This is a genomic window from Phreatobacter sp. GW821-FHT04C01 (assembly GCF_059420385.1).
Genome location: NZ_JBWKTP010000006.1, coordinates 109,435 through 131,935 on the forward strand (window position 1 = coordinate 109,435; position 22,501 = coordinate 131,935).

Here is a 22,501-nt window from a genome sequence, read left to right on the forward strand (position 1 = left end):
CCATGAGCCAGCGCGAATGCAGATGCTGGCATGTCGCAGGCGCGTGGCCCCGCCGACAGACGGCATCGGGCCCTGGGCTATTCGGGGTGGCCGACCAGCTTCAGCCCGGGCACGCTGCGTTCGTCGATCCCCACCGCCTTGACCAGGGCGGTGACGTCGTCACCGACATCGAGGCCGAGGTCGTCCATGGCCAGCCGCGTCGCATAGGCGATCAGCTGCTCACCACCGGTCAAGGCGATGGTGGCCAGCGCGAAGGGGCCGTCATCGATCTCCATCTTGACGATCCGGCCGGCGAGCATGGTGCGCACGCTGACCTGCCCGGGCCGTCCGACCGCGAGCGTCACATTGGTGGCGCGGATGGCGACGCGCACCGGCGCGGCGCCCGGCTCGATCAGCCCCGGTACGGTGATCTCGCCGGCGGGATGACCGAGGACGGTGACGCCGAAATCGCGCAGCTGGCGCAGCACGGTTCCGGTCACGAAGGACACCGCGTCGAAGCGTGCGGCGGTATCGGCGAGCGAGGTCGGCGCCAGCACCTCGGCCGGGCTGCCGGCGCCGACGACCTGGCCGCGATCGAGCTTGACCACCTTGGACGCAAGCCGCGCAACCTCCTCGACCGCGTGGCTGACATAGACGATCGGAATGGCGAACTCGTCGCGCAACCGCTCGATGAAGGGAAGAATTTCCAGTTTGCGGCCGGTGTCGAGCGAGGCGAGCGGCTCGTCCATCAGCAGCAGGCGGGGCGAGGTCAGCAACGCCCGGCCGATCGCCACCCGTTGCCGCTCGCCGCCCGACAGCGTGCCCGGCCGGCGGTCCAGCAGATGACCGATGCCGAGCACCTCGACCACCGGTTCCAACGCGATCTTGCGTTCCGCCTTGGCGGTGAACCAGCGGCCATAAGTCAGGTTCGACCGGACCGAGAGATGCGGAAACAGCAGCGCATCCTGAAAAACCAGGCCGACCCGGCGGGCATGCGGCGGCATGGCGACGCCGCGCGCGGTATCGACCAGCACGGTACCATCGACCACGATGCGCCCGCTCGTCGGCCGCTCCAGGCCGGCGATCAGGCGAATGGCGGTCGACTTGCCCGAGCCGGAGGGGCCGAACAGGGCCGTGATGCCGCGGTCGCCCGCGAAAGCCGCGGCGAAATGGAAATCGGAACGGTCGAGCCGGCAATCGAAGTCGATCATGCGGTTGCCATTCCGATCCCAGTCACGCCGGCTCCCCGTCAGTTCCTGACGATCGAGAACCCTTCAGCCTCGAAGATCCTGATCGCGGCCGGAGAACGCAAGTAGGTCATGAAGGCGCTGGCATCCGGATGGGCCGAGGACGCGGTCAGGGCGAAGGGATAGAGCACCGGCGGATGGCTGCCGGCGGGAAAGGTGTCGACCACCTTCACCCGCGGCTCGGTCTTGGCATCGGTCGCGTAGACGATGCCGAAACGGGCCTCGCCGCGCGCCACCAGCGCCAGCGCCGCCCGGACATTGTCGGCACCGGCGATGCGCGGCTGCACGTCGTTCCAGACGCCGAGTGCGGTCAGCGCCGCCTGGGCATAACGACCGACCGGGACAGCACGCGGATCGCCGGTGGCCAGGCGCGAATCGCCGATCGCGGCGGCGAGCGGGAAGTTCGGCGCGATCTTCAGGTCGGTCGTGGTGGTGGCCGGCGCGATCAGCACCAGGGTGTTGGCGAGCAATGTTTGCCGGGTGGCCGGCCGGATCAGGTTGCGCTGCTGCACCCAATCCATCCATTCCAGGTCGGCCGAGGCGAAGAGATCGGCCGGTGCGCCCTGCTCCATCTGCCGGGCCAGCGCGGAGGATGCGGCGTAGGAAAAGGTGGCGCGCTTGCCCGTTTCCTTCTGCCATTCGGTCGCGATGGCATTGAGCGCGGTCTGCAGGCTGGCGGCGGCGAAGACCAGGACCGGCCGCGCTTCCTGGGCCGAGGCCGGCCGGGCGCAGACGAGAGCAAGGGCAGCAAGCAAGGCGAAGACGGCGCGGCGGCCAGGACGATGCGGCATGAAGGGCTCCATTGGTGATCCGCGCTATAGCTAATAGAATATAGCGCGACGGTCGAGCCGATCCGTTCGATCGACCCAGGCGCGCATCGACGCAGGCGCGCCGGTCTTGGCGCAGGCCTGACGGCGGGTTTCAATGCGTCCGCCCCGGCCTGCGCAAGAACGATCAAACCAGCCCCGTCCGATGCGCCTATCACCGGCAGCGTGCTTCGCATGAGAGTTGCCATGACCCCCGTCGAAAAAGCCCTCTGGTTCATCGAAGGCCATTTCTCGGACGATATCGGGCTTGACGACATCGCGGACGTGGGTGGGGTTTCGCGCTTCCACCTGACCCGCGCTTTCGTCGCCGCAACCGGCCAATCGGCGGTGCGCTACCTGCGCGCCCGCCGCCTGAGCGAGGCGGCCCGGTCTCTCGCCGCGGGTGCGCCCGATATCCTCACGGTGGCCCTCGACGCCGGCTACGGCTCTCACGAAGCCTTCACGCGGGCGTTTCGCGACCAGTTCGGAACAACCCCGGAACTGGTCCGCGGCCGACGCCATCTCGACGACATCCCTCTGGTGGAGCCGATCAAAATGAACGAGACCCTCCTCACCCATCTCGAACCGCCGCGCATCGAGGACGGCAGGCCGATGCTCATCGCCGGCCTCGGCGCGCGCTACAGCTGCGACAGCAGCAAGGCCATTCCCAGCCAGTGGCAACGCTTCGGGCCGCATATCGGCCACGTCCCGGGCCAGATCGGACAGATCTGCTACGGGGTCTGCCACAACAGCGACGAAGACGGCAATTTCGACTATCTCTGCGGCGTCGAAGTCACCGATTTCTCGAGCCTGCCCGGGGATTTCGAGCGGGTGCGAGTGCCGGCGCAGCGTTATGCCGTGTTCGCGCACCGCGACCACATCTCGACCATACGCCGGACCGTTCACACGATCTGGAGCAAATGGCTGCCGGAATCCGGTCACGAGGCCGCCGATGCGGCGGATTTCGAACGTTACGGCGAGACGTTCGACCCGCGCACCGGCATGGGCGGGCTGGAGATCTGGATTCCGATCAAGACCTGATCGGCGGAGCAAACGACGGCGCCCGACCTGGCGCCGCCCCGCGGTGAAGAGCCCCCGGCACGAGACCGCCCAACCTCAAAGGCGGGCGGTTTCGAACCAGAATTTGCTGATGTTCTCGGCGAGCTCGCGGTAGCCGTCGGACGAGCGTGGCTTGACCACATAGGCGTTGGCATTGTTGCGGTAGCAGGCGTCGATGTCGGAGCGCCGTTCCGACGAGCTGAAGATGACGGTGGCAAGCCCACAGGTATCGTCATCCTGCTTGATCGCGCGCAGCACATCGTGACCGTTCATGCCGGGCATGTTCAGGTCGAGCAGGATAAGGCCGGGATTGAAGCTCTTGATTTCCGCGAGCGCCGCTTCGCCGCTCTCGGCATGTCGTATTTCCACGGGAGTCGAAGCTCCCTTGAATGCGTTTTCGACGAAGAACACCTCGTCGGCATCGTCATCCACAATGAGAAGACGTCTCTTGTGAAGATCCATCACTGCTCCCGGCCGCGCCGGACATGCGACCTCTGATATCAACGGCGCGGGAGTGTAAGCAGGAATCGCGCACCTTGAGAATAGCCAGTATCCAGCCAGATCTGGCCGTCGTGGCTCTCGACGATGCGCCGGCAGAGTGCCAGGCCGAGGCCCATGCCGGGATAGCGGCTTTCGTCCCGGTGCAGGCGCCGGAAGATTTCGAAGATGCGCTCGCTATATTGCGGGTCGATGCCGAGGCCATTGTCCTGGACCGCGATCTCCCATTGCTGTCCTGACGGCTGCGCCGAGAAGGTGATCTCGGGCGCGGCGTCGCTGCGATATTTGAGCGCATTGGCGATCAGGTTCTGAAACAGCGTGACCAGGAGATCGGCATCGCCCCAGATCACCGGATGGTCGACGACCTCGATCCTGGCCCCGGTCTCCTGGACTTGCGTGTCGAGCAAGGCCGTCGCCTCGGCAACCACGCGCTCCAGCGACACGGCTTCCGATTTTACCGTTGCATAGGCGACCTGCGTGTAGAGCAACAGGCTGCGGATCTGGCGCTGCATGCGCTCGGCGCTCGCCATGATGCGCCGGGCATAGCTGGTGGTCTCGGCGTCCAGATCGCCGACGCGCGCCTGCAGCAGGTCCGAGAACATGTTGATATGGCGCAGCGGCGCCTGCAGGTCATGCGAGACGATCGCCGAGAACTGCTGCAGCGCTTCGTTGGAATGGCGCAGCTTGAGTTCACGCGACTGCCGTTCGGTATCGTCGCGCACCACCGCCATGATGTTCGGCTCGCCCGGGCCGACCTGCGCCATGAAGCTGTAATTGCTCTGGACCCAGACCCAGTGGCCATCCTTGTGGCGCAGGCGATGGATGCTCGATGCCGACGGATTGGCCGGCCCGATCGCATGGGTGAGCGCCTGGACCCGGGCCAGGTCGTCGGGATGGATCAGGTCGTCGGGCGACAGCCTGCGCATCTCCTCGACGGAATAGCCGAGCAGCTTCAGGCAGGCCGGCGACGCAAAGGCGATCGGCCCCTCGGCGTTGCGCAAAAGGATGGCGTCGGTCGCATTCTCGGCGAGCAGGCGGTAGCGCTCCTCGCTGGCGGCGAGTTCACGGGTGCGCAGGCCGACCCGCCGCTCGAGGTCCTGATTGGCCCGCTCGACCGCCCTTGCCTGTTCCTGCAGCTGGACCGAGGCCCGGGCGAAGGCCGCGCCGACACGGTTGATCTCGGTGATCGGCGTATGCGGCATGGTCGCCACCTGGCCGGTGCCGACCGCATCGGCCGCGCCGACGAGCGCGGTGCTCGCCGCCGAGAAGCGCTGGGCGAGGAAAGCCGCGGTCGCCACGGACAGGATGAGCAGGCCGGCGCCGAGAGCGAACAGCCGCCACAGCAAGGCCCGCATGGGCGCCTCGAGCGTGCGGCGATCGACGCCGGTGGTGACCAGCCAGCCCGACAGCTCCGAACGGGTGTAATAGGCGGAAACGGCCACGCCCTCGGGATTGACGCCGCTCCAGGCGCCCTTGTCGTCGCGAATCCGGTCATAGCCCGGCAGGAAGCGGCCAACCGATTCCTCGTATCGCGACGACCGGGTGATGACCAGGCCGGTTCGATCGGCGATCGATACGAAATAGGGCGGCTGGACGCCGCGTTCGGCGAGGAAGCGCGAGAGATAGGCTGGGCTCAGCGCCGTCGTCAGGAAATAGAGCACTTCGCCGCCGCGAATGACGGGAACGCTGATGCCGACGGCATGGAGACCGTCGGCCCGGCGGGTGTAGAGATCGGTGATGAAGGGCTGCTTGGATTCCAGCACGCTTTGCTGCCGGACGGTAATGGGGTCGTGCGGCAATGGAGCGCCCCAGACGAGCGCCGTGTCGATGATGAGCTGGCCGGTCCGGTCGCGCATCCGCATCGCAATGCCGCGCTCGACGAACTGGCGGGCCTGGACGTCGAAGCGCCTGAAGTCGCCGGCGTCGATCGCCGGTGAGGTCGCGAGCGCCTGGAGCAGGGAAATGCGCGAGGACAGCAGCCCATCGAGATCGGAAACGATGTCCTCGTTGCGCTGATAGGCGACTGCTTCGAAACGCTGCCATTCCGACCAGGCATAGCGGTAGGTCACATAGGCGGCGAAAATCATCGGCGGAATGGCCAGCGCCGCGGCAAAAGCCGCGAGATAATGCGTCAAGGACCTCGCTCCGACCGGCCCCCGCATGCCCACTTTTCCGCCCCCCGATTCGCGATTTTACCATTCAGCGCTACGACAACTTGACAGCGGGTGCCAAGAGCCCTCCTCTAGCCCCGCGTGAGTCGGACGCAGCAACCTGCGCGTGCGCATATTGGCCGGCCCGGCGAGTCTTCCCAGGACGCGTCCGGCCTGCAAAAATTCAATGGCGACATTGTTGCGTGTTGCCCCAATCGTGCCTTGGCCTTGCCGGAGACGGACATGCGGCAGCTCACCCGCTTGATGATTGTTGACGACGAGTTGCACGACATCGGCTTCATGATGCAGTTTTTCGAAGAGGCGCTCAGCGAGTGCACCTTCGAGACCTTCGCCTCGGCCGAGCTCGCCCTGGCGCGGCTGAATTTCGAGAATGAGCGCGGCGACAACCCGACGCTCGCCGAAGATCCCGACATCATCATTCTGGACCTCGAGCTGGGCGCGATGGACGGTTTCGATTTCCTGAAGGCCCTGCGCAAGGACGAGACGCTGAAGCAGATCCCGGTCGTGGTGATTTCCGGCGCCGATACCAAGCAGGCGATCGACAAGGCCTATGAGGCCGGCGCCAACGCCATGTTCCGCAAGCCGTCTTCGTTGCAGGACTACCGGTCGATGATCGGCGCCATTGTCGACTACTGGAAGAAGACGGCACGCCACGCCTCGATTCCGGCCGGAGCCCCGGCCTGATCCGACCTTTGGGGGACGGCGCCTTCCTCCCCTCGGGCACCGGGCAGTGATAGCCTCTCCTCCCCGGGAGGACAGATCATGTCGGCCGCGTTTCATTTCGAGCTGTGCGACCTGCCGCGCGACGAGACGCGCGCGCTCAGGCTGAAGGTCCGCAACTTCCTCGCCGAGGTCTCCGGCGACTGGACGATCGCCGACCGGGCGCGGTCCTGGACCGCCTTCGACCGCGACTTCAGCCGCCAGGTCGGCCGGCACGGCTGGATCGGCATGACCTGGCCTGCGGACTATGGCGGGCATGGCCGCAGCGCGCTCGAACGATATGTCGTGCTGGAGGAAATGCTGGCCGCCGGCGCGCCGGTCGGCGCCCATTGGATCGCCGACCGGCAGAGCGGTCCGCTGATCCTGCGCGTCGGCACGGAGGCGCAGAAGCGCGAATTCCTGCCGCGCATCATTCGCGGCGACCTCGCCTTCTGCATCGGGCTGAGCGAACCCGATTCCGGTTCGGATCTCGCCTCCCTCAGGTCCAGGGCAACCCGGGTCAGCGGCGGCTGGCGGCTCGACGGCACCAAGATCTGGACCACCAACGCCCACCATTCGGACTTCATGATCGGGCTGTTCCGCACCGCGCCGGCGTCGGAAACCGCACGCCATGCCGGCCTGTCGCAGTTCCTGATCGACCTCAAGGCCTCCGGCATCGAGATCAGGCCGATCGCCGACCTCACCGGCGAGAGCCATTTCAACGAGGTGCATTTCGATGCGGTGTTCGTGCCCGACAGCATGATCGTCGGGCGCGAAGGCGACGGCTGGGCCCAGGTCAATGCCGAGCTCGCCTTCGAGCGCAGCGGTCCGGATCGTTATCTCAGCGCCTATCCGCTGGTTCCGCCGATGCTCGACGCGATCGGCAGGAGCGGATTCGAGCCGCAGGCCGCCCGCGACGTCGGCCGGCTGGTGGCGAAACTCGCCACCTTGCGCGCCATGTCGATTTCGGTCGCCGGCATGCTGCAGGCCGGGGCGACGCCGCTGCAGGAAGCGGCGCTGATCAAGGATCTCGGGGTCGATCTCGAACAGGACATGCCGCGCCTGGTCGAAGAGCTCGTCGGCCTGCCGCCGGCCTTCGACGATCCCGGAGGGCTCGCCGCGGCGACCGCCTATGTCACCCAGGTCGCACCGACCTTCTCGCTGCGCGGCGGCACGCGCGAAATCATGCGCGGGCTGACCGCCCGCGGCCTTGGCCTGAGGTGAGCGCGATGGACCTTGCGGCCCTTCTCGGCGACCAGCTCGAACGCCTGTTCGTCGAACATGTCGATCGCAACTGCCTGCATGCCGCCGAAAGCGGCATCTGGCCGGCGGCGCTGTGGTCGGCGGTCGAGGATTTCGGATTGCGCACGGCGCTGGTCGCGGAAGCCGCCGGCGGCAGCGGCCTCTCCTGGACCGATGCCGGTGCGATCCTGCGGCGGGCCGGGCGCTTCGCCGCGCCGATCCCGCTCGGCGAAACGATGATCGCCGCCGCCCTGCTGAGCCGTGCCGGCATCGCCATTCCCGAGGGCGTCCTGACCTTCGCCGACGGCCGCGCGCTCGCGGTCGACGACGGCTTGCTCGAAGGGCGGCTGCCGGCGGTCGCCTGGGCCCATGCGGCAAGCCACATGGTGGTCGCCGCCGGGCCCGAGACCGATACCCGCCTCTGCCTGATCGATCTCGATCAGGTCGAGACGCGGCCGCTGCGGACGACCGGGCGGGATGCCCGGGACGACGTGGTGCTGCGCCGCGCAAAGCCGGTAGCAACTGCTCCGCTCGACGGCGCGGCGGCCATCGGCATCCTCGAGCTCGGCGCCCTGATGCGCGCCAGCCAGATCGCCGGCGCGCTGCGCCGGGTGCTGGAGCTCGCGGTCGACTACGCCAATACGCGCCAGCAGTTCGGCCGGCCGATCGGCCGGTTCCAGGCGATCCAGCAATCGCTGGCGCAACTGGCCGCCGAGGTCGCCGCGGCGGAGGTTGCCTCGGCCGCCGGCTGGCGGGCGCGCGACAAGGCCGAGGCCGGTCTGGGAGACCCCGGCTACGAGGCCGCCGTCGCCCGGATCCGCTGCAGCGAAGCCGCGCGGCTCGGCGCTGCCATCGTGCACCAGGTGCATGGCGCGATCGGCGTCACCGACGAGCATATGCTGCATTATTTCACCCGCCGCCTCTGGCTTTGGCGCCTGGAATTCGGCGCCGAGGCCTGGTGGGCCGAAGAGCTGGGCGCCAAGGTTCTGGCCGCCGGCGGCGACCAGCTTTGGCCCCTCCTGACACGAGACGATCCGGCATGACCTCCTTCCTCGACATCACCCGCGACGGCGCGGTCGTCACCCTCACCATGAACCGGCCGGAGGAGCGCAATGCGATCTCCGATGTCGAGAGCTGCGACGCATTCGTCGACGCCTGCCGCGACATCGCCGCCGACACATCGATCGCGGCGGTGATCCTGACCGGCGCCGGCGCCTCGTTCAGTGCCGGCGGCAATCTGAAGAAGATGCGCGACCGCACCGGATTCGCGCCCAAGGACACCCCGATCGCCACCCGCAACAGCTACCGGCGCAGTGTCCAGCGCATTCCGCTGGCGCTCTACGAACTGGAGGTGCCGACAATCGCGGCGGTCAACGGCCATGCCATCGGGGTCGGCCTCGACCTCGCCTGCATGTGCGACATCCGCATCGCCTCGGACAAGGCGGTGTTCGCCGAGAGCTTCGTCAAGCTCGGCATCATTCCCGGCGACGGCGGCGCCTGGCTCCTGCCGCGCGTGGTCGGCATGTCGAAGGCGGCCGAGATGACCTTTACCGGCGACACCTTGTCGGCCGACGAGGCCAAGGCCTGCGGCCTGGTATCGAAGGTCGTACCTCACGAGACGCTGATGGAGGCGGCCAGGGCCATGGCCGCCCGCATCGCCGCCAACCCGATCGCGGCGGTCAGGTTCAGCAAGCGCCTGATGCGCGAGGGCCAGCATGTCCGCCTCGACACTCTGCTCGAATTGTCCGCGGCCTTCCAGGCGATGGCGCATGAGACCGAGGACCATCGCGAGGCGGTCGACGCCTGGCTCGAAAAACGCAAGCCGGTGTTCACCGGCCGCTGAGCGGCCACTGCCGGGCGCCGCTTCGCGGTCTCGCCGATCACGCGATCCTCACCCTTGCGCCAGGAGACCTTCCTGGCGCGGGCCGGGGGATATATGCCTCGCCCGAACCATCAGGCGAGACAGGCGCGCGCAGCGAGGAAACCGGCATGGGCAACGTCTTTGAAAGCCCGTTCAAGGGCGCCCTGCTTTCGGACCAGGTGACCAATCCGAACATCGAGGTCGGCCGCTACAGCTATTATTCCGGCTATTATCATGGCCACGGCTTCGATGACTGTGCCCGCTATCTGCGTGCCGACCTGGATAACGTCGACAAGCTGATCATCGGCAGCTTCTGCTCGATCGGCAGCGGCGCATCCTTCATCATGGCCGGCAACCAGGGGCATCGGGCCGACTGGATCTCGACCTTCCCGTTCTTCTACATGCAGGAGGAACAGGCCTTTGCCGAGGCGCTCGACGGTTTCCGGCCGGCCGGCGATACCGTGGTGGGCAACGATGTCTGGATCGGCTCGGAAGCGATGATCCTGGCCGGCATCCGGATCGGCCATGGCGCCATCATCGGCAGCCGCGCGCTGGTGACCAGGGATGTCGAACCCTACACCATCGTCGGTGGCAATCCGGCCCGGCCGATCCGCAAGCGGTTTGCCGACGAGGACATCGAAAAGCTCCTCGAAATGGCCTGGTGGGATTGGTCCGTGGAGGCGATCCGGGATGCCATGCCGCTGCTTTGCACCGGCCAGGTCGCCGCGCTCCACGCCCAGTGGAAGGCCCCTCAAACGGATCGCCGCGACGATCGATGACCCAACCCTCGGCCCGATCGCACCATTCGGGCGACCGGGCAAGAACCAGTCGGCCAGGAGCGCCACAGTGTTTGAACGTCAGAACATCAGCGACATGGCCGGTTACGTCCCCGGCGCGCAGCCGGACGGGCCGGTCGTCGCCAAGCTGAACACCAACGAGAACCCCTTCCCTCCCGCCCCCGCCGTCATGCAGGCGCTGCGCGGCATCCAGGCCGACGCCCTGCGGCGCTATCCCGATCCGATGGCGCGCAGCTTCAGGCAGGCCGCGGCCGAATTGCATGGCGTCACGGCCGACCATGTCATCGCCACGAATGGCGGTGACGAACTGCTGCGCCTGGCCTTCACCACCTTTCTGGAACCCGGTGGCGTCGTCGGCATCGCCGATCCCAGCTACTCGCTCTACCCGGTCCTTGCCGCCATCCAGGGCTGTCGCCTCTGCAGCGTGCCGCTCGCCGGCGACTGGGCGCCCGCCACCGGCCTCGCCGACGCCTGGAACGCCGCCGGAGCCCGGCTCGGCCTTCTGGTCAATCCCCAGGCTCCCTCGGGGCGCCTCGACGCCGTCGCCAGGCTCGCCGAAATCGCGCGGGCCTTCAGCGGCCTGCTCCTGGTCGACGAAGCCTATGTCGATTTCGTCGACCCGGCGCTCGGCCACGATAGCCTTTGCCTCGTTCGCGACCTGCCGAACGTCCTGCTGCTGCGCACCATGAGCAAGGGCTATTCGCTGGCGGGCCTGCGTTTCGCTTATGGCATCGGCGCGCCGGACCTCATCGCGCCGATGCTGACCAAGACCAAGGATTCCTACAATGTCGACGCGGTGTCGCAGCGGCTCGCCGAAACGGCCTTGCGCCATCGCGACCATGCCGCCGCGGGGTGGGCGGTGGTCCGCGGCGAACGCACCCGACTGGCCCATGAACTTGCGGCCCGCGGCTTCGCATGCCTGGGCTCGCAGACCAACTTCCTGCTGGCGTCGGTTCCGGCTCTGCCGATCGGCGGCGCCCAGGCGCTCCACCGGAGCCTTTCGGCGCACGGCGTTTTCGTGCGCTGGTTCGATCAGGAACGCCTGCGCGACCGCATCCGCATCACGATCGGCACCCCGGCTGAAAACAATGCGCTGCTGTCGACGATCGATACGCTGATGCGGCCGGCCTGAGCCCTGGTCCATCCGAACGACCGCCACCGGAGCCGGTCCGGATCGGCCAGGCTCCGGCGGCGCTCGCCGGCGGCGAACCCGCCCTTATCGGCCGTTGTCGAGGAAGGCGATCGTCGCCCGGTAGAGGTCGCCGCGGCTCTCTTCGAGATGCATCAGGTGGGTGCCCTTGGCGATTTTGACATCGCGTTTTTCGGGCGCCGCCGTCAATGCCGCGAGCAGCCAGGCGGCATCGGCGTCGGTGGTCAGGCTGTCCCATTCGCCGCGCAGGATGGCGGTCGGCGCCGTGATCAGGCCGGGGTCGTAACCAAGCCTGCCCGACCATGCCGCCGCAATGTCGGCCGCGGGACCGTTGGGAATGCGCACCGCCGGCGGCGAACGGCCGGCGCTAGCCGGATCGGAGGCGAGATATTCCGCGGCCCAGGGTTCGAAATGGCGGTCGAGCAGGACCGGTGGATGGCCCGCCGGCACATCCTCGACAAAACGCTGGTGCTGCTGCGCGATGGTGACCAGGCGGGTCGGATCGAGCGGCGGCGCCTCGCGCATCGTCGCGCGCTGGGCGATCGGGCCGAAGAAGACGAGGCGGTCGACGAGATCGGGATGCTCGGTGGCAAACCGCCCCGCGGCGATCGTGCCCCAGGAATGGGCGATGATCGAAACCCTGGCGGCGCCGGTCACGGCCAGCACGGCACGGACGACCCGCTCGATCTGGCAGGCGGCTTCCGGCGCGCGGCCCGGAGGGTCGCCGGACATCACCGATCCCGCCCAGTCGTCCGGATAGGTTTCGGATCCGCCGAAACCGGCGAAATCGAAACCCCACACGGAGAACCCGACACAGGCCAGCACATCGGCGAAGGACACCCGATCGAAACGGAACATGATCGACGAGGCGGAGGGGAATGTCGCGCCGTGGACATAGATGACCGGCCGCGCCCGGTCGGCCGCGGCCAGGGTCTGCTCGCGCACCAGCAGGGCCGGTCGCCAGCCGGCCGGCGCCGTGGCCGCGCCGCCCGGCAGGATCATCATACGTTCGCAGGCCGCATCCATCGGCATGGTCTCCCCGTCGCGGAACCGACCCCTGCCGGCCCGGATGCCCAAGGGCCCGCCGCATTGGTCTCGCTTGCGATCCTATGCCGAAAGGCGGCCTGTCGGTTCGGCGCGAGCCGAACCGTCGCCGCCCGCCTCAGGCGCGCCGGACCGACCAGGGATAGGGTGCCGAGCCCGGCAGGACGCCGGTGAGGCTCTTGCGATAGGCGGTCTTGATGGTGAACTGGCCGAGCGGCACCGTCGCCACCTGGTCGAGCGCCAGGCGCCCCAGGGCACCGGCCGCCTTCTTCTGCGCCGCCTCTTCGGTGGCGAACAGCCATTCCTCGGCCAGCGCCTCGGCTTGCGGATTGGTCCACCAGCCGAACCAGCCGGCCTGGCCCTGGCCGCGCACCAGGGTTGAGAGCGCCGGGTTGCTCCAGCCGAAGGTGCTGCCTGTCGTGTGGAAGATGCTCCAGCCGCCCTTCTCGACCGGCTCGCGGCTGTTGCGCCGCTGGATCACCGTGCCCCAGTCGCTTTCGTTCAGATCGACATTCATGCCGATCTTGGCCAGCACATCGGCGGTGACCTGGCCGAGCGGCCCGATATCGGGGAAATCGGTCGGGTTGATGATCACCACCTTCTGGCCGGAATAGCCCGCGGCCTTCAGCGCCTCCCTGGCCTTCTCGATGCTCTGCGGCATCAGGTCTTCCTGCTCGCCGGCATAGTTCGGCGTGCCGCGGCCCCAGAGGCTGCGGCAGGTCTGCCAGACGCTGGTGTCGTCGCCCTGACTGGCGCGCATGTATTCTTCCTGGCGCACCGCCATGCGGACCGCCTGGCGCACCCGCACGTCGTCGAAGGGCGGCTGCAGGTGATTGAGCCGCATGACCGAGGTGCGGCCGGTGAGGTCGATCACCTCGCGCACGACGTCGCGGTTGCGGGCCAGCATCGGCTGGAGGTCGGCAAGCGGACGTTCCCACCAGTCGACCTCGCCGCGCATGAGCGCACTTGCGGCGGTCGCAGGATCGGGAATGATCTGCCACTCGATCCGCGGAAAATAGGCGATCTTGGCGCCGGAATTGCGGCTTGACGGCTCCGGCCGCGGCACATAGCCGTCGAACTTCTCATAGACCGAGCGAACGCCGGAATTGTACTCGGCCGCGACGAAGCGATAGGGACCGGAGCCGACCACCTCGGTGATCTGTCGGTTGCCGTCGGTCTTGGCCAGCCGCTCGGGCATGATGAAACAGGCACTGTCGGCCTTGGCCAGCGCGTTCAGCATCAGCGGAAAAGCGCGGGTCAGCCGGATCTCGAAAGTCCGGTCGTCGACGATGGTGAAGCCCTCGGTCGCCTTGCCGAGCAATTGCCCGAAGGTGTCGCGCTGGCACCAGCGGTTGACGCTGGCGGCGCAATCGGCCGAACGCACCGGGCTGCCGTCGTGGAATTTCAGGCCCTCGCGCAGCCGGATCCGCCACTTGCGGCCATTGTCGAGAACCTCGTGGCCCTCGGCCATTTGCGGCTGCGGCTTGTAGTTGGCGTCCTCGCCATAAAGCGTGTCGTAGACGTAATAGCCGTGATTGCCGGTCACCGTCGCCGTCGTCCAGATCGGATCGAGCGAGGTCAGGTTGGCCTGGGGCACGAAGCGCAGCGTCGTCGCCCTGGCGTCCTGGGCAAGCGCCGGCGCGGCGAGAAGCGAGGCGGCGGCACCTTTGAGAAGCGTACGACGATGCATGGGGGGTCACTCCGGAATGCGGCGGAGCCCGCAGTCGAGACGATCGGTGCCCCCTGCGTCAACCCATGTCTGGCCACGCCGCTCGCGCCGCGGCCTTGTCATGCGGCGGTCTTGGGACCGGCCTCGAACAGATGGGACGCGACGCGCCTGCGCGCAGCGCGCCCCAAGCATTTGTCTCAGAGGCTCGCCGCGACGATCCGGGCCGCCTCGGCGACGACCGCATTGCGCGCGTCGGCCGAGGCGCGCGATTCCGCGTAATAGACCGACAGGACGATCGGCGCGCGGCCGGGCGGCCAGAGAACGCCGACGTCATTGGTCTCCCCGGCATTGCCGGTGCCGGTCTTGTCGCCGACCTTCCAGTCGCGCGGCACGCCGGCCCGGATGCGCGTGTCGCCGGTCTTGTTGCCGACCAGCCAATCGGTGAGCTGGGTGCGCGAGACAGGCTTCAGCGCGTCGCCGAGCACCAGCTTGCGCAGGGTCTCCACCATGGCGGCCGGCGCCGTGGTGTCGCGCGGATCTCCCGGCGCCACCACGTTCAGCTCGGGCTCGATGCGGTCGAGCCTGGTCACCCCATCGCCCAGCGCGCGCAGGAAAGCGGTCAGCCCGGCTGGCCCGCCGAAGCTCGCCAGCAGGAGATTTCCGGCGGTGTTGTCGCTGAGCGTGATCGCCGCCTCGCAGAGCTCGGCCATGGTCATGCCGCGGCCGCCGGCACGCGGCTTGGTCGCCGGCGAATAATCGACCAGATCGCTCTCCGAGAAAATGACCCGCCGGTCCAGTTGCTCGTCGCCCTTGTCGACCCGCGCCAGGATCTGCGCCGCGGCCAGGACCTTGAACGTGCTGCACAGGGCGAAGCGCTCGCCGATACGATGACCGCCGCGGGCGCCGGTCGCGGTGTCGAGGACGGCGACGCCCAGGCGGCCGCCGCTGCGACTTTCCAGGGCTGCGAATTTGGCGGCGAGGTCGGGACCGATGGCGGCCCGCGCGGGCGCGGCGGCGACAAGCGGCGCGGCCAGCAGCGAGCCGGCGGCCGCCATGCGGCGCGTGATCAGATGAGACATGAAACGTCACCCAGGGATTGATGCAAGGCCGGCGCGGCGTCGCGCCGGCCGTGTCTTGATCGCCACCGCCGCGAGCGAAGCCGCGGCGGGTTTGTGGCATCAAGGAGGTCTTGTCGGGTGAAGCTTGTGGCCCTGGATTGCCGGAAGATGACCGCGCGGGAAACCCTATTCGAAACCCATGAAGCCCGGACTGTCGCTGAGCTTCGGCGCGGCCTTGAGCCTGGCGATGTCGGGCACCGGCCGCGCGGTGCGCGGGTCGCCGGCGAGCAGCCTCTCGAGCGCCGCCGCCACCGCCAGGACCTTGGCGTCGCCGCCGCGCGGACCGACGATCTGCAGCCCGAACGGCATGCCGTCATGGTCAAGGCCGACCGGCAGGGAAATGGCGGGATGACCGACCACCGTCACCGCATAGGCATTGGCGAGCCAGTGGAAATAGGTGCGGGTCGGCTGGCCGTCGATCTCGGCCGGATAGAGCTCGGACCAGGGCCGCGGGCTCAGCGTGACCGCCGGTGTCAACATCACGTCGTAGCGGTCGAAGAAGGTCTGCCAGCGCCGGTAGAGCACGGTCTGGTGCTTCATCGCCTGGGTCGCGTCGAGCGCCGAATAGCGCAGGCCCTCCTCGACATTGGCGCGGACATTGGGTCCCACCAGTTCGGGCGTATCGCGCACCCGCTCATACATGCTGGCCATGAAGGACAGCGAGCGCAGCACTTCGAAGGTCTCGTCGGTGCCGGTGCAATCCGGCGTCGTGTCGTCTGCCGCGGCGAAGACATGGCGGAACAGCCCGGTCTTCTCGGCGAAGACGGCGCGGATATGCCTCTCGGTCGGGGCAAAGCCGAAATCCGGCGTCAGCGCGACGCGCAGCGCCGAGAGATCGGCGGAGCCCGGCACGGCGAAGTCTTCCGGCCGGCGCACGGTCCGGCCGTGAATGGTGGTCGACAGCGGATCGGCGGCATCGTCGGAGGCCATGGTCGAGAGCAGCAGGCAGAGATCCGGCACGGTGCGCGCCATCGGCCCGGAAACGCTCAGCGGGTTCCAGCCGAGCAGCCGCCTTTCGCTCGGCACCACGCCGGGCGAGGGCCGGAACCCGACAATGCCGTTGAAGGCGGCAGGGTTGCGCAGCGAGCCGCCCGTGTCGGAACCGGTGGCGATCGGCACCATGTTGGTCGCCAGCACCACGCCGGAACCGCCGGAGGAACCGGCGGCCGAGCGGGAGGGATCGAAGGGATTGCCGGTCGCGCCATAGACGGCGTTGCGGGTATTGGCGCCGGCGCCCCATTCCGGCGTGTTGGTCTTGCCGATGACGATGGCGCCGGCCTGGCGAACCGACCGGACGATCAGCTGGTCTTCGGTCGGCACATTGTCGCGGAACAGCACGCTGCCGAAGGTGGTGCGCAGGCCTTCGGTGTTCTCAAGATCCTTGACGCCGATGGGCAGGCCGTGAAGAGGCCCAAGGGCATCGCCCCTGACGGTCGCCGCGTCGGCGGCTTTCGCGGTTGCGCGGGCGCGCTCGAAATCGCGCGCCACCATGGCGTTGACCGCGTGATCGACTGCCTCGATCCGGGTGATGCAGCTGTCCAGCAATTCGGTCGCGGACAATTGCCTGGCGCCGATCAGTGCACGCGCTTCCACCGCGCTGAGATCACAGGGTTCCATCTCGCCATCCGCTCCTTCGATGCTGGGAGCGCGAGCCTAGGACGGTCCTGGCCGCCTGGCCACAGCGGGGGATGCAGGCTGCAACTGCGGCGGATCGGGAGAGGTTCCTAGCCGACCTCGAAAACCGCCAGCTCGACCCGGTCGGGATGGCGGGCGCCGGTCGCGACGAACAGCCTGTGCATCAGCCAGCGATAGGCCGGCGCCGCGGTCTCGAAGCGTGGCGTGCTGCGGAAATAGATCAAAGCCGGATCGACCGGCTCGCCGCGCCTGATCCTGTCCAAGGCTTCCGGCGGCCCGAAGCGCAGGCCGTTGTTCTCGACATAAACAAGCGCGCCGTCTTCGGTCTCGATGACGTAGCGCGCCTGCAGTTCGGTCAGCCCCGAGGGACGGATGACCTGGAAATCGGCGCCGCCGGGCAGGACCCGGCCGCGGATCGCCGCCCCCTCCACGCTTCCCCCGGATATCGCGATCAGGCGGCGGTCGCCGGACCCGATATCGCCGACCTCGATCGGGCTGGCGACCGCGATCGACAGGCGGGCGAAAGGGCGAAGCTCCGGCGGCGCGAGCGACATGGATCGGCAACCTCGATGGTTCGATGCCAGGACCATGCCCGCGTTCGCGGCCGCCGACAATTCGCCGGGCAATCAGTGAGAACTCCAACAGATATATTCTAACATCATTTTTTGATGAATCGTCTTGTCCGCGGGCGCGCGCTGCGCCATCCTGAGGCTGTCAACGAGGGTCCGGCGCCTGGCGACAACGGACCCCGGCAGGAAACGACCGGGTCGAGGGCCATGGGGCTCCACGGCATGGCAGGACGAGGCTTCGGACCAGGCCGCGCTTCGGCGCGGCGGGTGCGGCAAGGTCGTGTCCAGCCCTCTCCCGGCAAGGCATGCGACCCAGGCGACCGAGCGCGCGGCCTGCGTCGAAACGTCAGCCTGGGAGACTGTCATGAGCCTAACGACTGCAAGCACCGACGGGCGGCGACGGACACGCCGGCAGGTTCTCAAGATCGCCGGCGCGGGGGCGGCCGCGGCGGTCCTGGCACCGGCCATCGCCTTTGCCCAGGACCGGCCGGTCCAGCTCAAGATCTCGCTCTGGGTGCCGCCCGCCCATCCCCTGGTGCCGGCAACCCGCGAATGGGCGGCCTCGCTGGAACAGGCGTCGGGCGGCACCATCAAGTCGACGATCTTTCCGTCCGAGCAGCTCGGCAAGGCCTTCGACCATTACGACATGGCGCGCGACGGCATTGCCGACATCACCTATGTCAATCCGGGCTACCAGCCCGGCCGCTTCCCGGTCATCGCGATCGGCCAGATGCCGTTCATCTTCAATGACGGCCGCAAGGGCTCCAAGGCGCTCGACGTCTGGTATCGCAAATATGCCGCCACCGAGATGAAGGACACACATCACTGCTTCTCCTTCATCCACGATCCAGGTTCGGTTCACGCGCGCCGCAAGATCGTCGTTCCCGAGGACCTGAAGGGGGTCAAGGTCAGGCCGGCGCAGAGCACGATCGGCCAGCTGGTGACGCTGCTCGGCGGCACCAATGTGCAGGCCTCCGCACCCGAATCCCGCGACATGCTGGAGCGCGGCGTCGCCGACGCGATCTTCTTCCCCTGGGGGTCGATCTTCCTGTTCGGCATCGACAAGGTCGTGCGCTACCACATTGACGCGCCGCTCTATTCGACCGTGTTCACCTACACCATGAACAAGGCCAAATATGCCACGCTGTCGCCCGGGCAGAAGCAGGTGTTCGACGCCCATTGCACCACCGAATGGGCCGAGAAGGTCGCCGGTCCCTGGGCCGATTTCGAGGCCGCCGGCCGCGACAAGATGAAGGCCACCGCCGGCCACGAGGTCTACAGGCTGACCGACGAGCAATTGTCGGGCTGGCGGCGTGCCGCGGAGCCGCTGCACAAGACCTGGGAAGACAGCGTCAAGAAGGTCGGCATCGACGCGGAGGCCGCCATGAAGGAACTGCGCGCGGCGCTCGCCCAGTTCGGTGCGGCCCTCTGAGACATCCCTTGCGCCGGCCGCCGGTGGGGCTTCGCCACCCTCGGCCGTCGACCGCCCCAAGGACCAGCCCGGCCGCCGCCGACGGAGGTGCGCTTGAAACGCAATCCCATGGATCGCTTCATCGACGGCATCGAGCTGATCGCCGCGGGCTTCGTCGGCCTGGTCGCGGCCAATATCTTCATCTCGGTGATGCTGCGCTATTTCTTCACGATCCAGATCCCCGACGCCTATGACTTCGGCCGCATGCTGCTCGGCATCCTGATCTTCTGGGGCATTGCCGCGACCTCCTATCGCGGCACCCATATCACCGTCGATCTCCTGTGGAGCTCGGCGAGCCCGCGCTGGCAGCGCGCCATCGACGTCTTCGCCACGCTCGTCCTTTTGTTCGTCGTCTCGGTGCAGACCTACACCCTGTTCGACAAGGTGCGCGCCACCTATGCCGACAACGTCCTGACCTATGACCTCAACCTGCCGACCTGGCCGTTCTTCGCGCTCGCCTGGGCAGGCGACGCCGCGGCGGTGCTGCTGATCGCGGTGCGCACCTATCGCCTGATCTTCCACCAGGACCTCGACACCGCCGACCACGCCGAACAGCCCGCGGATCGAGGATGATCAGATGAGCGAAGACTGGGTTGCCGTCACCGGCTTTGTCGTGCTGTTCGTGCTGATGCTGCTGCGCGTGCCGGTCGGCATGGCCATGGGCCTCGTCGGCATCACCGGCTACAGCTATCTCGTCGGCTTTCAGCCGGCGCTGAAGCTGATCGGCCAGACGTCGATGCGGACGGTGACCGATTACACCTTCGGCATCATCCCGATGTTCCTGCTGATGGGCGCCTTCGTGTCCAATTCCGGCGTCAGCCGCGAATTGTTCCGCGCCGCCCATACCCTGGTCGGCCATCTGCGCGGCGGCCTCGGTCTCGCCACCATCGTCGCCTGCGGCGGCTTCGCCGCCATCTCCGGCTCGTCGGTGGCGACCGCGGCGACCTTCTCCACCGTCGCCTATCCGGAAATGCGCCGCTACGGCTATCCGCAATCCTTCGCCACCGGCGTGATCGCCGCCGGCGGCACGCTCGGCGCCATGCTGCCGCCCTCCACCGTGCTCGCGGTCTACGGCATCATCACCCAGCAGGATATCGGCAAGCTGTTCGTCGCCGGCATCATTCCGGGCCTGCTCGCCATGACTATGTACATGATCACGGTGGCGCTGATCGGCTGGGCCAAGCCGGATTTCCTGCCGCGCGGCCAGGTCACGACCTGGGCCGAGCGGGCCGGCGCGCTGAAGGACGTCTGGGCGCCGCTGGCGCTCTTCGCCTTCGTCATCGGCGGCCTCTATGGTGGCCTGTTCACGCCGACAGAAGCCGGCGGGGTCGGCGCCGGCGGTGCCTTCATCCTCGGCGTGCTGCGCCGGCGCCTGCCAGGCCCGGCCATCCGCAAGTCGCTGCTGGAGGCGACCCGCACCGCCGCCGCCGTATTCACCGTGCTGATCGGCGCCCTGCTCTTCGGCTATTTCCTGACCATCACCCAGGTGCCGCAGAAGGTCACCGAGATCCTCACCGGCATGGGGCTCGGGCGCTACGGCGTGCTCGCCCTGATCATGCTGATGTATCTCGTGCTCGGCTGCCTGATGGACGCCATGGCGATGATCATCCTGACGGTGCCGATCATCTTCCCGGTCATCATCGCGCTCGGCTTCGACCCGATCTGGTTCGGCGTCATCATCGTCATGACCGTCGAGCTCGGCCTGATCCATCCGCCCGTCGGCATGATCGTCTTCGTCATCAAGAGCGTGGTTCAGGAGGTCAGCTTCTCCACGATCTTCAAGGGCGTCATTCCCTTCATCGTCACCGATCTGATCCGCCTGGTCATCCTGATCGCCTTCCCGATCCTGGCGCTGTGGCTGCCGAGCCGGATGTGAGCCGGCGCGTCCATACACGCCGGAGCCGGGTCCGATCCCCGGCGCTCGGGAGGTCGCTCAGCGGGCGCAGATGCGGAAGTCGCCGCCGTCCCAGCAGGCGCCGTCACGGGCCGAGCGGCGGGCCTCGCCCCAGCGCGAATTGATGCCGTCGCGGGTCAGGCCGCGAACCTCGGCGAGCCCCGGCGAAATGACTGAGACGGTGACCAGGGAAATACCCGGAAGCAGCTCGCCTTGCCGGCCGCGCGCCGATAGCACGAAGGAACCGTCCCGGCCGTCGGCCTGGAAATCGCAGGCGCGGTCGAGCACCACCTTGCCCTGCTGCTCGATCCGGCAGCCGACATCGCGCGCCACGGCGGGTCCGGCAGAGGCAAAACCGGCTGCCAGGACGGCTGCGACGACAAGACCTGTTGAACGTTTCATGTGAAGGGCGATCCCGATGACGCGACCGCCGCAAGCTACCAGCTGGCGCGTTGCGGGCAACCGTCGCGCCTCGGCAACTGCCCGTCAGTTCACCGCGCTGGCGCCGCGATCGGCGGCGGCGACCGCCGCCGCGACCGGCGCCCCGGTATCGACCGCGACGACGACGGACATGCCGGGCCGCAGTTGGTCGGCGAGATCCTGGCCGCCGTCGAGTTCGATCCGGACCGGGATGCGCTGCGCGACCTTGGTGAAATTGCCGGTCGCATTGTCCGGCTTCAACACGCTGAACTCGGAACCGGCAGCCGGCGAGATGCGCATGACATGGCCGTGCAGCGTGGCATGATCCAGCGCATCGACGCTGAAGGTCGCCGGCAGGCCGACGCGCAGATTGGCGAGCTGAGCCTCCTTGAAATTGGCGATGACCCAGACGGTCGACGGCGTCACCGAGGTGAGCTGGCTGCCGGCGGTGACATATTGGCCGACGCGCATGCCGACCTCCCCGAGGCGCCCGTCGACGGGCGCGACGATGCGCGTATTGCCGAGATTGATCTCGGCCAGCGCGACGGCGGCTTCGGCGCTCTTCACGCCGGCCTCGAGCGCGGGCTTGCCGGCATCGACCAGAGCCAGGTTCTGCTCGGCCAGCTCGACATTGGCACGGCCTTGCGCAACGCCGGCCTCGGCCTGCATCAGGGCCACCCGCACCTGGTCGCCGATCGCCGCCGAGGAAATGCCGCGGCTGACCAGCGATCCCGTCCGCTCCTGGTCGTGCTGGGCCTTCTGCAGCGCTGCCTCGGCACTTTGCAGCTGCGCCTTGGCGAGGTCGAGGCTCGCCTCGCGGGCGAGCCGGTTCTGGTCGAAGCTCGCCAGCGCCGACTGCTGCTGTTGCAGCGCGGCCTGGGCCTGGGCCACCTGCTGGCGATAGATCCGATCGTCGATGCGGGCGAGCAGGTCACCCTTCCTGACCACCATGTAGTCCTGCACCGCGACCTCGGTGACATAGCCGGGGATCTGCGGGCTGAGCAGGGTCACCTGGCCCTTCACATAGGCATTGTTGGTGCTCTGCACCGCCGATTGAAACGGCGGCAATTGCCAGGCGAACAGCACCAGGAGGACGCCGGCAAGGCCGACGATCAGGGCGGGAAAGACGGTTTTCAGCCTCAGGGATTGGGCAAGGGACATGACGGTACTTC

21 protein-coding genes are annotated in these 22,501 nt (G+C 67.8%); 10 read left to right on the plus strand and 11 right to left on the minus strand.

What is annotated here, in order from left to right; all coding sequences use genetic code 11:
* Positions 1–77: 77 nt before the first annotated feature.
* Together modC and modA are read right to left on the minus strand one after the other, a co-directional pair.
* Positions 78–1,190: a molybdenum ABC transporter ATP-binding protein gene (gene modC, locus AC07WJ_RS22655; RefSeq protein ID WP_494936927.1), complete on the minus strand. Its 1,113-nt coding sequence runs from the start codon at positions 1,188–1,190 to the stop codon at positions 78–80.
* A 38-nt stretch (positions 1,191–1,228) separates the two neighbouring features.
* Positions 1,229–2,017: a molybdate ABC transporter substrate-binding protein gene (gene modA, locus AC07WJ_RS22660; protein ID WP_494936928.1), complete on the minus strand. Its 789-nt coding sequence runs from the start codon at positions 2,015–2,017 to the stop codon at positions 1,229–1,231.
* Between the two features lie 222 nt (positions 2,018–2,239).
* On the opposite strand from modA, the gene AC07WJ_RS22665 reads away from it, so the two are divergent.
* On the plus strand, positions 2,240–3,073 hold the full coding sequence (locus AC07WJ_RS22665; protein ID WP_494936929.1) for an AraC family transcriptional regulator: 834 nt from the start codon (positions 2,240–2,242) through the stop codon (positions 3,071–3,073).
* A 75-nt stretch (positions 3,074–3,148) separates the two neighbouring features.
* On the opposite strand, the gene AC07WJ_RS22670 is transcribed toward AC07WJ_RS22665, so the two are convergent.
* Both AC07WJ_RS22670 and AC07WJ_RS22675 read right to left on the minus strand, forming a co-directional pair.
* On the minus strand, positions 3,149–3,553 hold the full coding sequence (locus tag AC07WJ_RS22670; protein WP_494936930.1) for a response regulator: 405 nt from the start codon (positions 3,551–3,553) through the stop codon (positions 3,149–3,151).
* 38 nt (positions 3,554–3,591) lie between these two features.
* The gene (locus AC07WJ_RS22675) at positions 3,592–5,724 is read right to left on the minus strand and encodes a sensor histidine kinase (RefSeq protein WP_494936931.1); all 2,133 of its coding nucleotides are present in this window, start codon (positions 5,722–5,724) and stop codon (positions 3,592–3,594) included.
* A gap of 258 nt (positions 5,725–5,982) precedes the next feature.
* Between AC07WJ_RS22675 and AC07WJ_RS22680 the strand changes: the two genes are divergently transcribed.
* From AC07WJ_RS22680 to AC07WJ_RS22705, 6 genes are all read left to right on the plus strand, one after another.
* Entirely contained in the window at positions 5,983–6,444 is a 462-nt protein-coding gene (locus AC07WJ_RS22680) for a response regulator (protein WP_494936932.1), read from the plus strand.
* A 78-nt stretch (positions 6,445–6,522) separates the two neighbouring features.
* A complete protein-coding gene (locus tag AC07WJ_RS22685; RefSeq protein ID WP_494936933.1) occupies positions 6,523–7,683 on the plus strand; it encodes an acyl-CoA dehydrogenase family protein in 1,161 nt (386 codons plus the stop codon).
* Positions 7,684–7,688: 5 nt separating this feature from the next.
* A complete protein-coding gene (locus tag AC07WJ_RS22690) occupies positions 7,689–8,744 on the plus strand; it encodes an acyl-CoA dehydrogenase family protein (protein WP_494936934.1) in 1,056 nt (351 codons plus the stop codon).
* Positions 8,741–9,544, plus strand: coding sequence for a crotonase/enoyl-CoA hydratase family protein (locus AC07WJ_RS22695; RefSeq protein ID WP_494936935.1), 804 nt, complete (start codon positions 8,741–8,743; stop codon positions 9,542–9,544). The genes AC07WJ_RS22690 and AC07WJ_RS22695 overlap by 4 nt, the downstream gene beginning before the upstream one ends.
* A gap of 146 nt (positions 9,545–9,690) precedes the next feature.
* Entirely contained in the window at positions 9,691–10,341 is a 651-nt protein-coding gene (gene catB / locus AC07WJ_RS22700; protein ID WP_494936936.1) for a type B chloramphenicol O-acetyltransferase, read from the plus strand.
* A gap of 67 nt (positions 10,342–10,408) precedes the next feature.
* A complete protein-coding gene (locus AC07WJ_RS22705; RefSeq protein WP_494936937.1) occupies positions 10,409–11,491 on the plus strand; it encodes a pyridoxal phosphate-dependent aminotransferase in 1,083 nt (360 codons plus the stop codon).
* Positions 11,492–11,575: 84 nt separating this feature from the next.
* Here AC07WJ_RS22705 and AC07WJ_RS22710 read toward each other — a convergent pair whose 3' ends face one another.
* The 5 genes from AC07WJ_RS22710 to AC07WJ_RS22730 all read right to left on the minus strand — a co-directional run bounded on the left by AC07WJ_RS22710 (position 11,576) and on the right by AC07WJ_RS22730 (position 17,529).
* Positions 11,576–12,541, minus strand: coding sequence for an alpha/beta fold hydrolase (locus tag AC07WJ_RS22710; RefSeq protein WP_494936938.1), 966 nt, complete (start codon positions 12,539–12,541; stop codon positions 11,576–11,578).
* Positions 12,542–12,671: 130 nt separating this feature from the next.
* Positions 12,672–14,243 (minus strand): ABC transporter substrate-binding protein, encoded by a 1,572-nt coding sequence (locus tag AC07WJ_RS22715; protein WP_494936939.1) that lies wholly within the window; start codon positions 14,241–14,243, stop codon positions 12,672–12,674.
* Positions 14,244–14,419: 176 nt separating this feature from the next.
* Positions 14,420–15,301 (minus strand): class A beta-lactamase, encoded by an 882-nt coding sequence (bla, locus tag AC07WJ_RS22720; protein ID WP_494936940.1) that lies wholly within the window; start codon positions 15,299–15,301, stop codon positions 14,420–14,422.
* Between the two features lie 165 nt (positions 15,302–15,466).
* Positions 15,467–16,957 (minus strand): amidase, encoded by a 1,491-nt coding sequence (locus tag AC07WJ_RS22725; protein WP_494936941.1) that lies wholly within the window; start codon positions 16,955–16,957, stop codon positions 15,467–15,469.
* A 107-nt stretch (positions 16,958–17,064) separates the two neighbouring features.
* Entirely contained in the window at positions 17,065–17,529 is a 465-nt protein-coding gene (locus AC07WJ_RS22730) for a DUF3237 domain-containing protein (protein WP_494936942.1), read from the minus strand.
* A 379-nt stretch (positions 17,530–17,908) separates the two neighbouring features.
* On the opposite strand from AC07WJ_RS22730, the gene AC07WJ_RS22735 reads away from it, so the two are divergent.
* The 3 genes from AC07WJ_RS22735 (at position 17,909) to AC07WJ_RS22745 (ending at position 20,891) form a co-directional block, all read left to right on the plus strand.
* Positions 17,909–18,976 (plus strand): TRAP transporter substrate-binding protein, encoded by a 1,068-nt coding sequence (locus AC07WJ_RS22735; RefSeq protein ID WP_494936943.1) that lies wholly within the window; start codon positions 17,909–17,911, stop codon positions 18,974–18,976.
* A gap of 93 nt (positions 18,977–19,069) precedes the next feature.
* Positions 19,070–19,588, plus strand: coding sequence for a TRAP transporter small permease (locus tag AC07WJ_RS22740; RefSeq protein WP_494936944.1), 519 nt, complete (start codon positions 19,070–19,072; stop codon positions 19,586–19,588).
* Positions 19,589–19,592: 4 nt separating this feature from the next.
* Complete coding sequence (locus AC07WJ_RS22745; protein ID WP_494936945.1) at positions 19,593–20,891, plus strand: TRAP transporter large permease; 1,299 nt, start codon at positions 19,593–19,595, stop codon at positions 20,889–20,891.
* Positions 20,892–20,948: 57 nt separating this feature from the next.
* Here the strand turns inward: AC07WJ_RS22745 and AC07WJ_RS22750 are convergent, their stop codons facing one another.
* Both AC07WJ_RS22750 and AC07WJ_RS22755 read right to left on the minus strand, forming a co-directional pair.
* Entirely contained in the window at positions 20,949–21,311 is a 363-nt protein-coding gene (locus AC07WJ_RS22750) for a hypothetical protein (protein WP_494936946.1), read from the minus strand.
* Between the two features lie 84 nt (positions 21,312–21,395).
* Entirely contained in the window at positions 21,396–22,490 is a 1,095-nt protein-coding gene (locus AC07WJ_RS22755; protein WP_494936947.1) for an HlyD family secretion protein, read from the minus strand.
* Positions 22,491–22,501: the final 11 nt, after the last annotated feature.

Bases quoted from the DNA above. Each gene is read 5' to 3' on its own strand.
- modC (WP_494936927.1), bottom strand. From the start codon at position 1,190: ATGATCGACTTCGATTGCCGGCTCGACCGTTCCGATTTCCATTTCGCC.
- modA (WP_494936928.1), bottom strand. From the start codon at position 2,017: ATGCCGCATCGTCCTGGCCGCCGCGCCGTCTTCGCCTTGCTTGCTGCC.
- AC07WJ_RS22665 (WP_494936929.1), top strand. From the start codon at position 2,240: ATGACCCCCGTCGAAAAAGCCCTCTGGTTCATCGAAGGCCATTTCTCG.
- AC07WJ_RS22670 (WP_494936930.1), bottom strand. From the start codon at position 3,553: ATGGATCTTCACAAGAGACGTCTTCTCATTGTGGATGACGATGCCGAC.
- AC07WJ_RS22680 (WP_494936932.1), top strand. From the start codon at position 5,983: ATGCGGCAGCTCACCCGCTTGATGATTGTTGACGACGAGTTGCACGAC.
- AC07WJ_RS22685 (WP_494936933.1), top strand. From the start codon at position 6,523: ATGTCGGCCGCGTTTCATTTCGAGCTGTGCGACCTGCCGCGCGACGAG.
- AC07WJ_RS22690 (WP_494936934.1), top strand. From the start codon at position 7,689: ATGGACCTTGCGGCCCTTCTCGGCGACCAGCTCGAACGCCTGTTCGTC.
- AC07WJ_RS22695 (WP_494936935.1), top strand. From the start codon at position 8,741: ATGACCTCCTTCCTCGACATCACCCGCGACGGCGCGGTCGTCACCCTC.
- catB (WP_494936936.1), top strand. From the start codon at position 9,691: ATGGGCAACGTCTTTGAAAGCCCGTTCAAGGGCGCCCTGCTTTCGGAC.
- AC07WJ_RS22710 (WP_494936938.1), bottom strand. From the start codon at position 12,541: ATGCCGATGGATGCGGCCTGCGAACGTATGATGATCCTGCCGGGCGGC.
- AC07WJ_RS22715 (WP_494936939.1), bottom strand. From the start codon at position 14,243: ATGCATCGTCGTACGCTTCTCAAAGGTGCCGCCGCCTCGCTTCTCGCC.
- bla (WP_494936940.1), bottom strand. From the start codon at position 15,301: ATGTCTCATCTGATCACGCGCCGCATGGCGGCCGCCGGCTCGCTGCTG.
- AC07WJ_RS22725 (WP_494936941.1), bottom strand. From the start codon at position 16,957: ATGGAACCCTGTGATCTCAGCGCGGTGGAAGCGCGTGCACTGATCGGC.
- AC07WJ_RS22730 (WP_494936942.1), bottom strand. From the start codon at position 17,529: ATGTCGCTCGCGCCGCCGGAGCTTCGCCCTTTCGCCCGCCTGTCGATC.
- AC07WJ_RS22735 (WP_494936943.1), top strand. From the start codon at position 17,909: ATGAGCCTAACGACTGCAAGCACCGACGGGCGGCGACGGACACGCCGG.
- AC07WJ_RS22745 (WP_494936945.1), top strand. From the start codon at position 19,593: ATGAGCGAAGACTGGGTTGCCGTCACCGGCTTTGTCGTGCTGTTCGTG.
- AC07WJ_RS22750 (WP_494936946.1), bottom strand. From the start codon at position 21,311: ATGAAACGTTCAACAGGTCTTGTCGTCGCAGCCGTCCTGGCAGCCGGT.
- AC07WJ_RS22755 (WP_494936947.1), bottom strand. From the start codon at position 22,490: ATGTCCCTTGCCCAATCCCTGAGGCTGAAAACCGTCTTTCCCGCCCTG.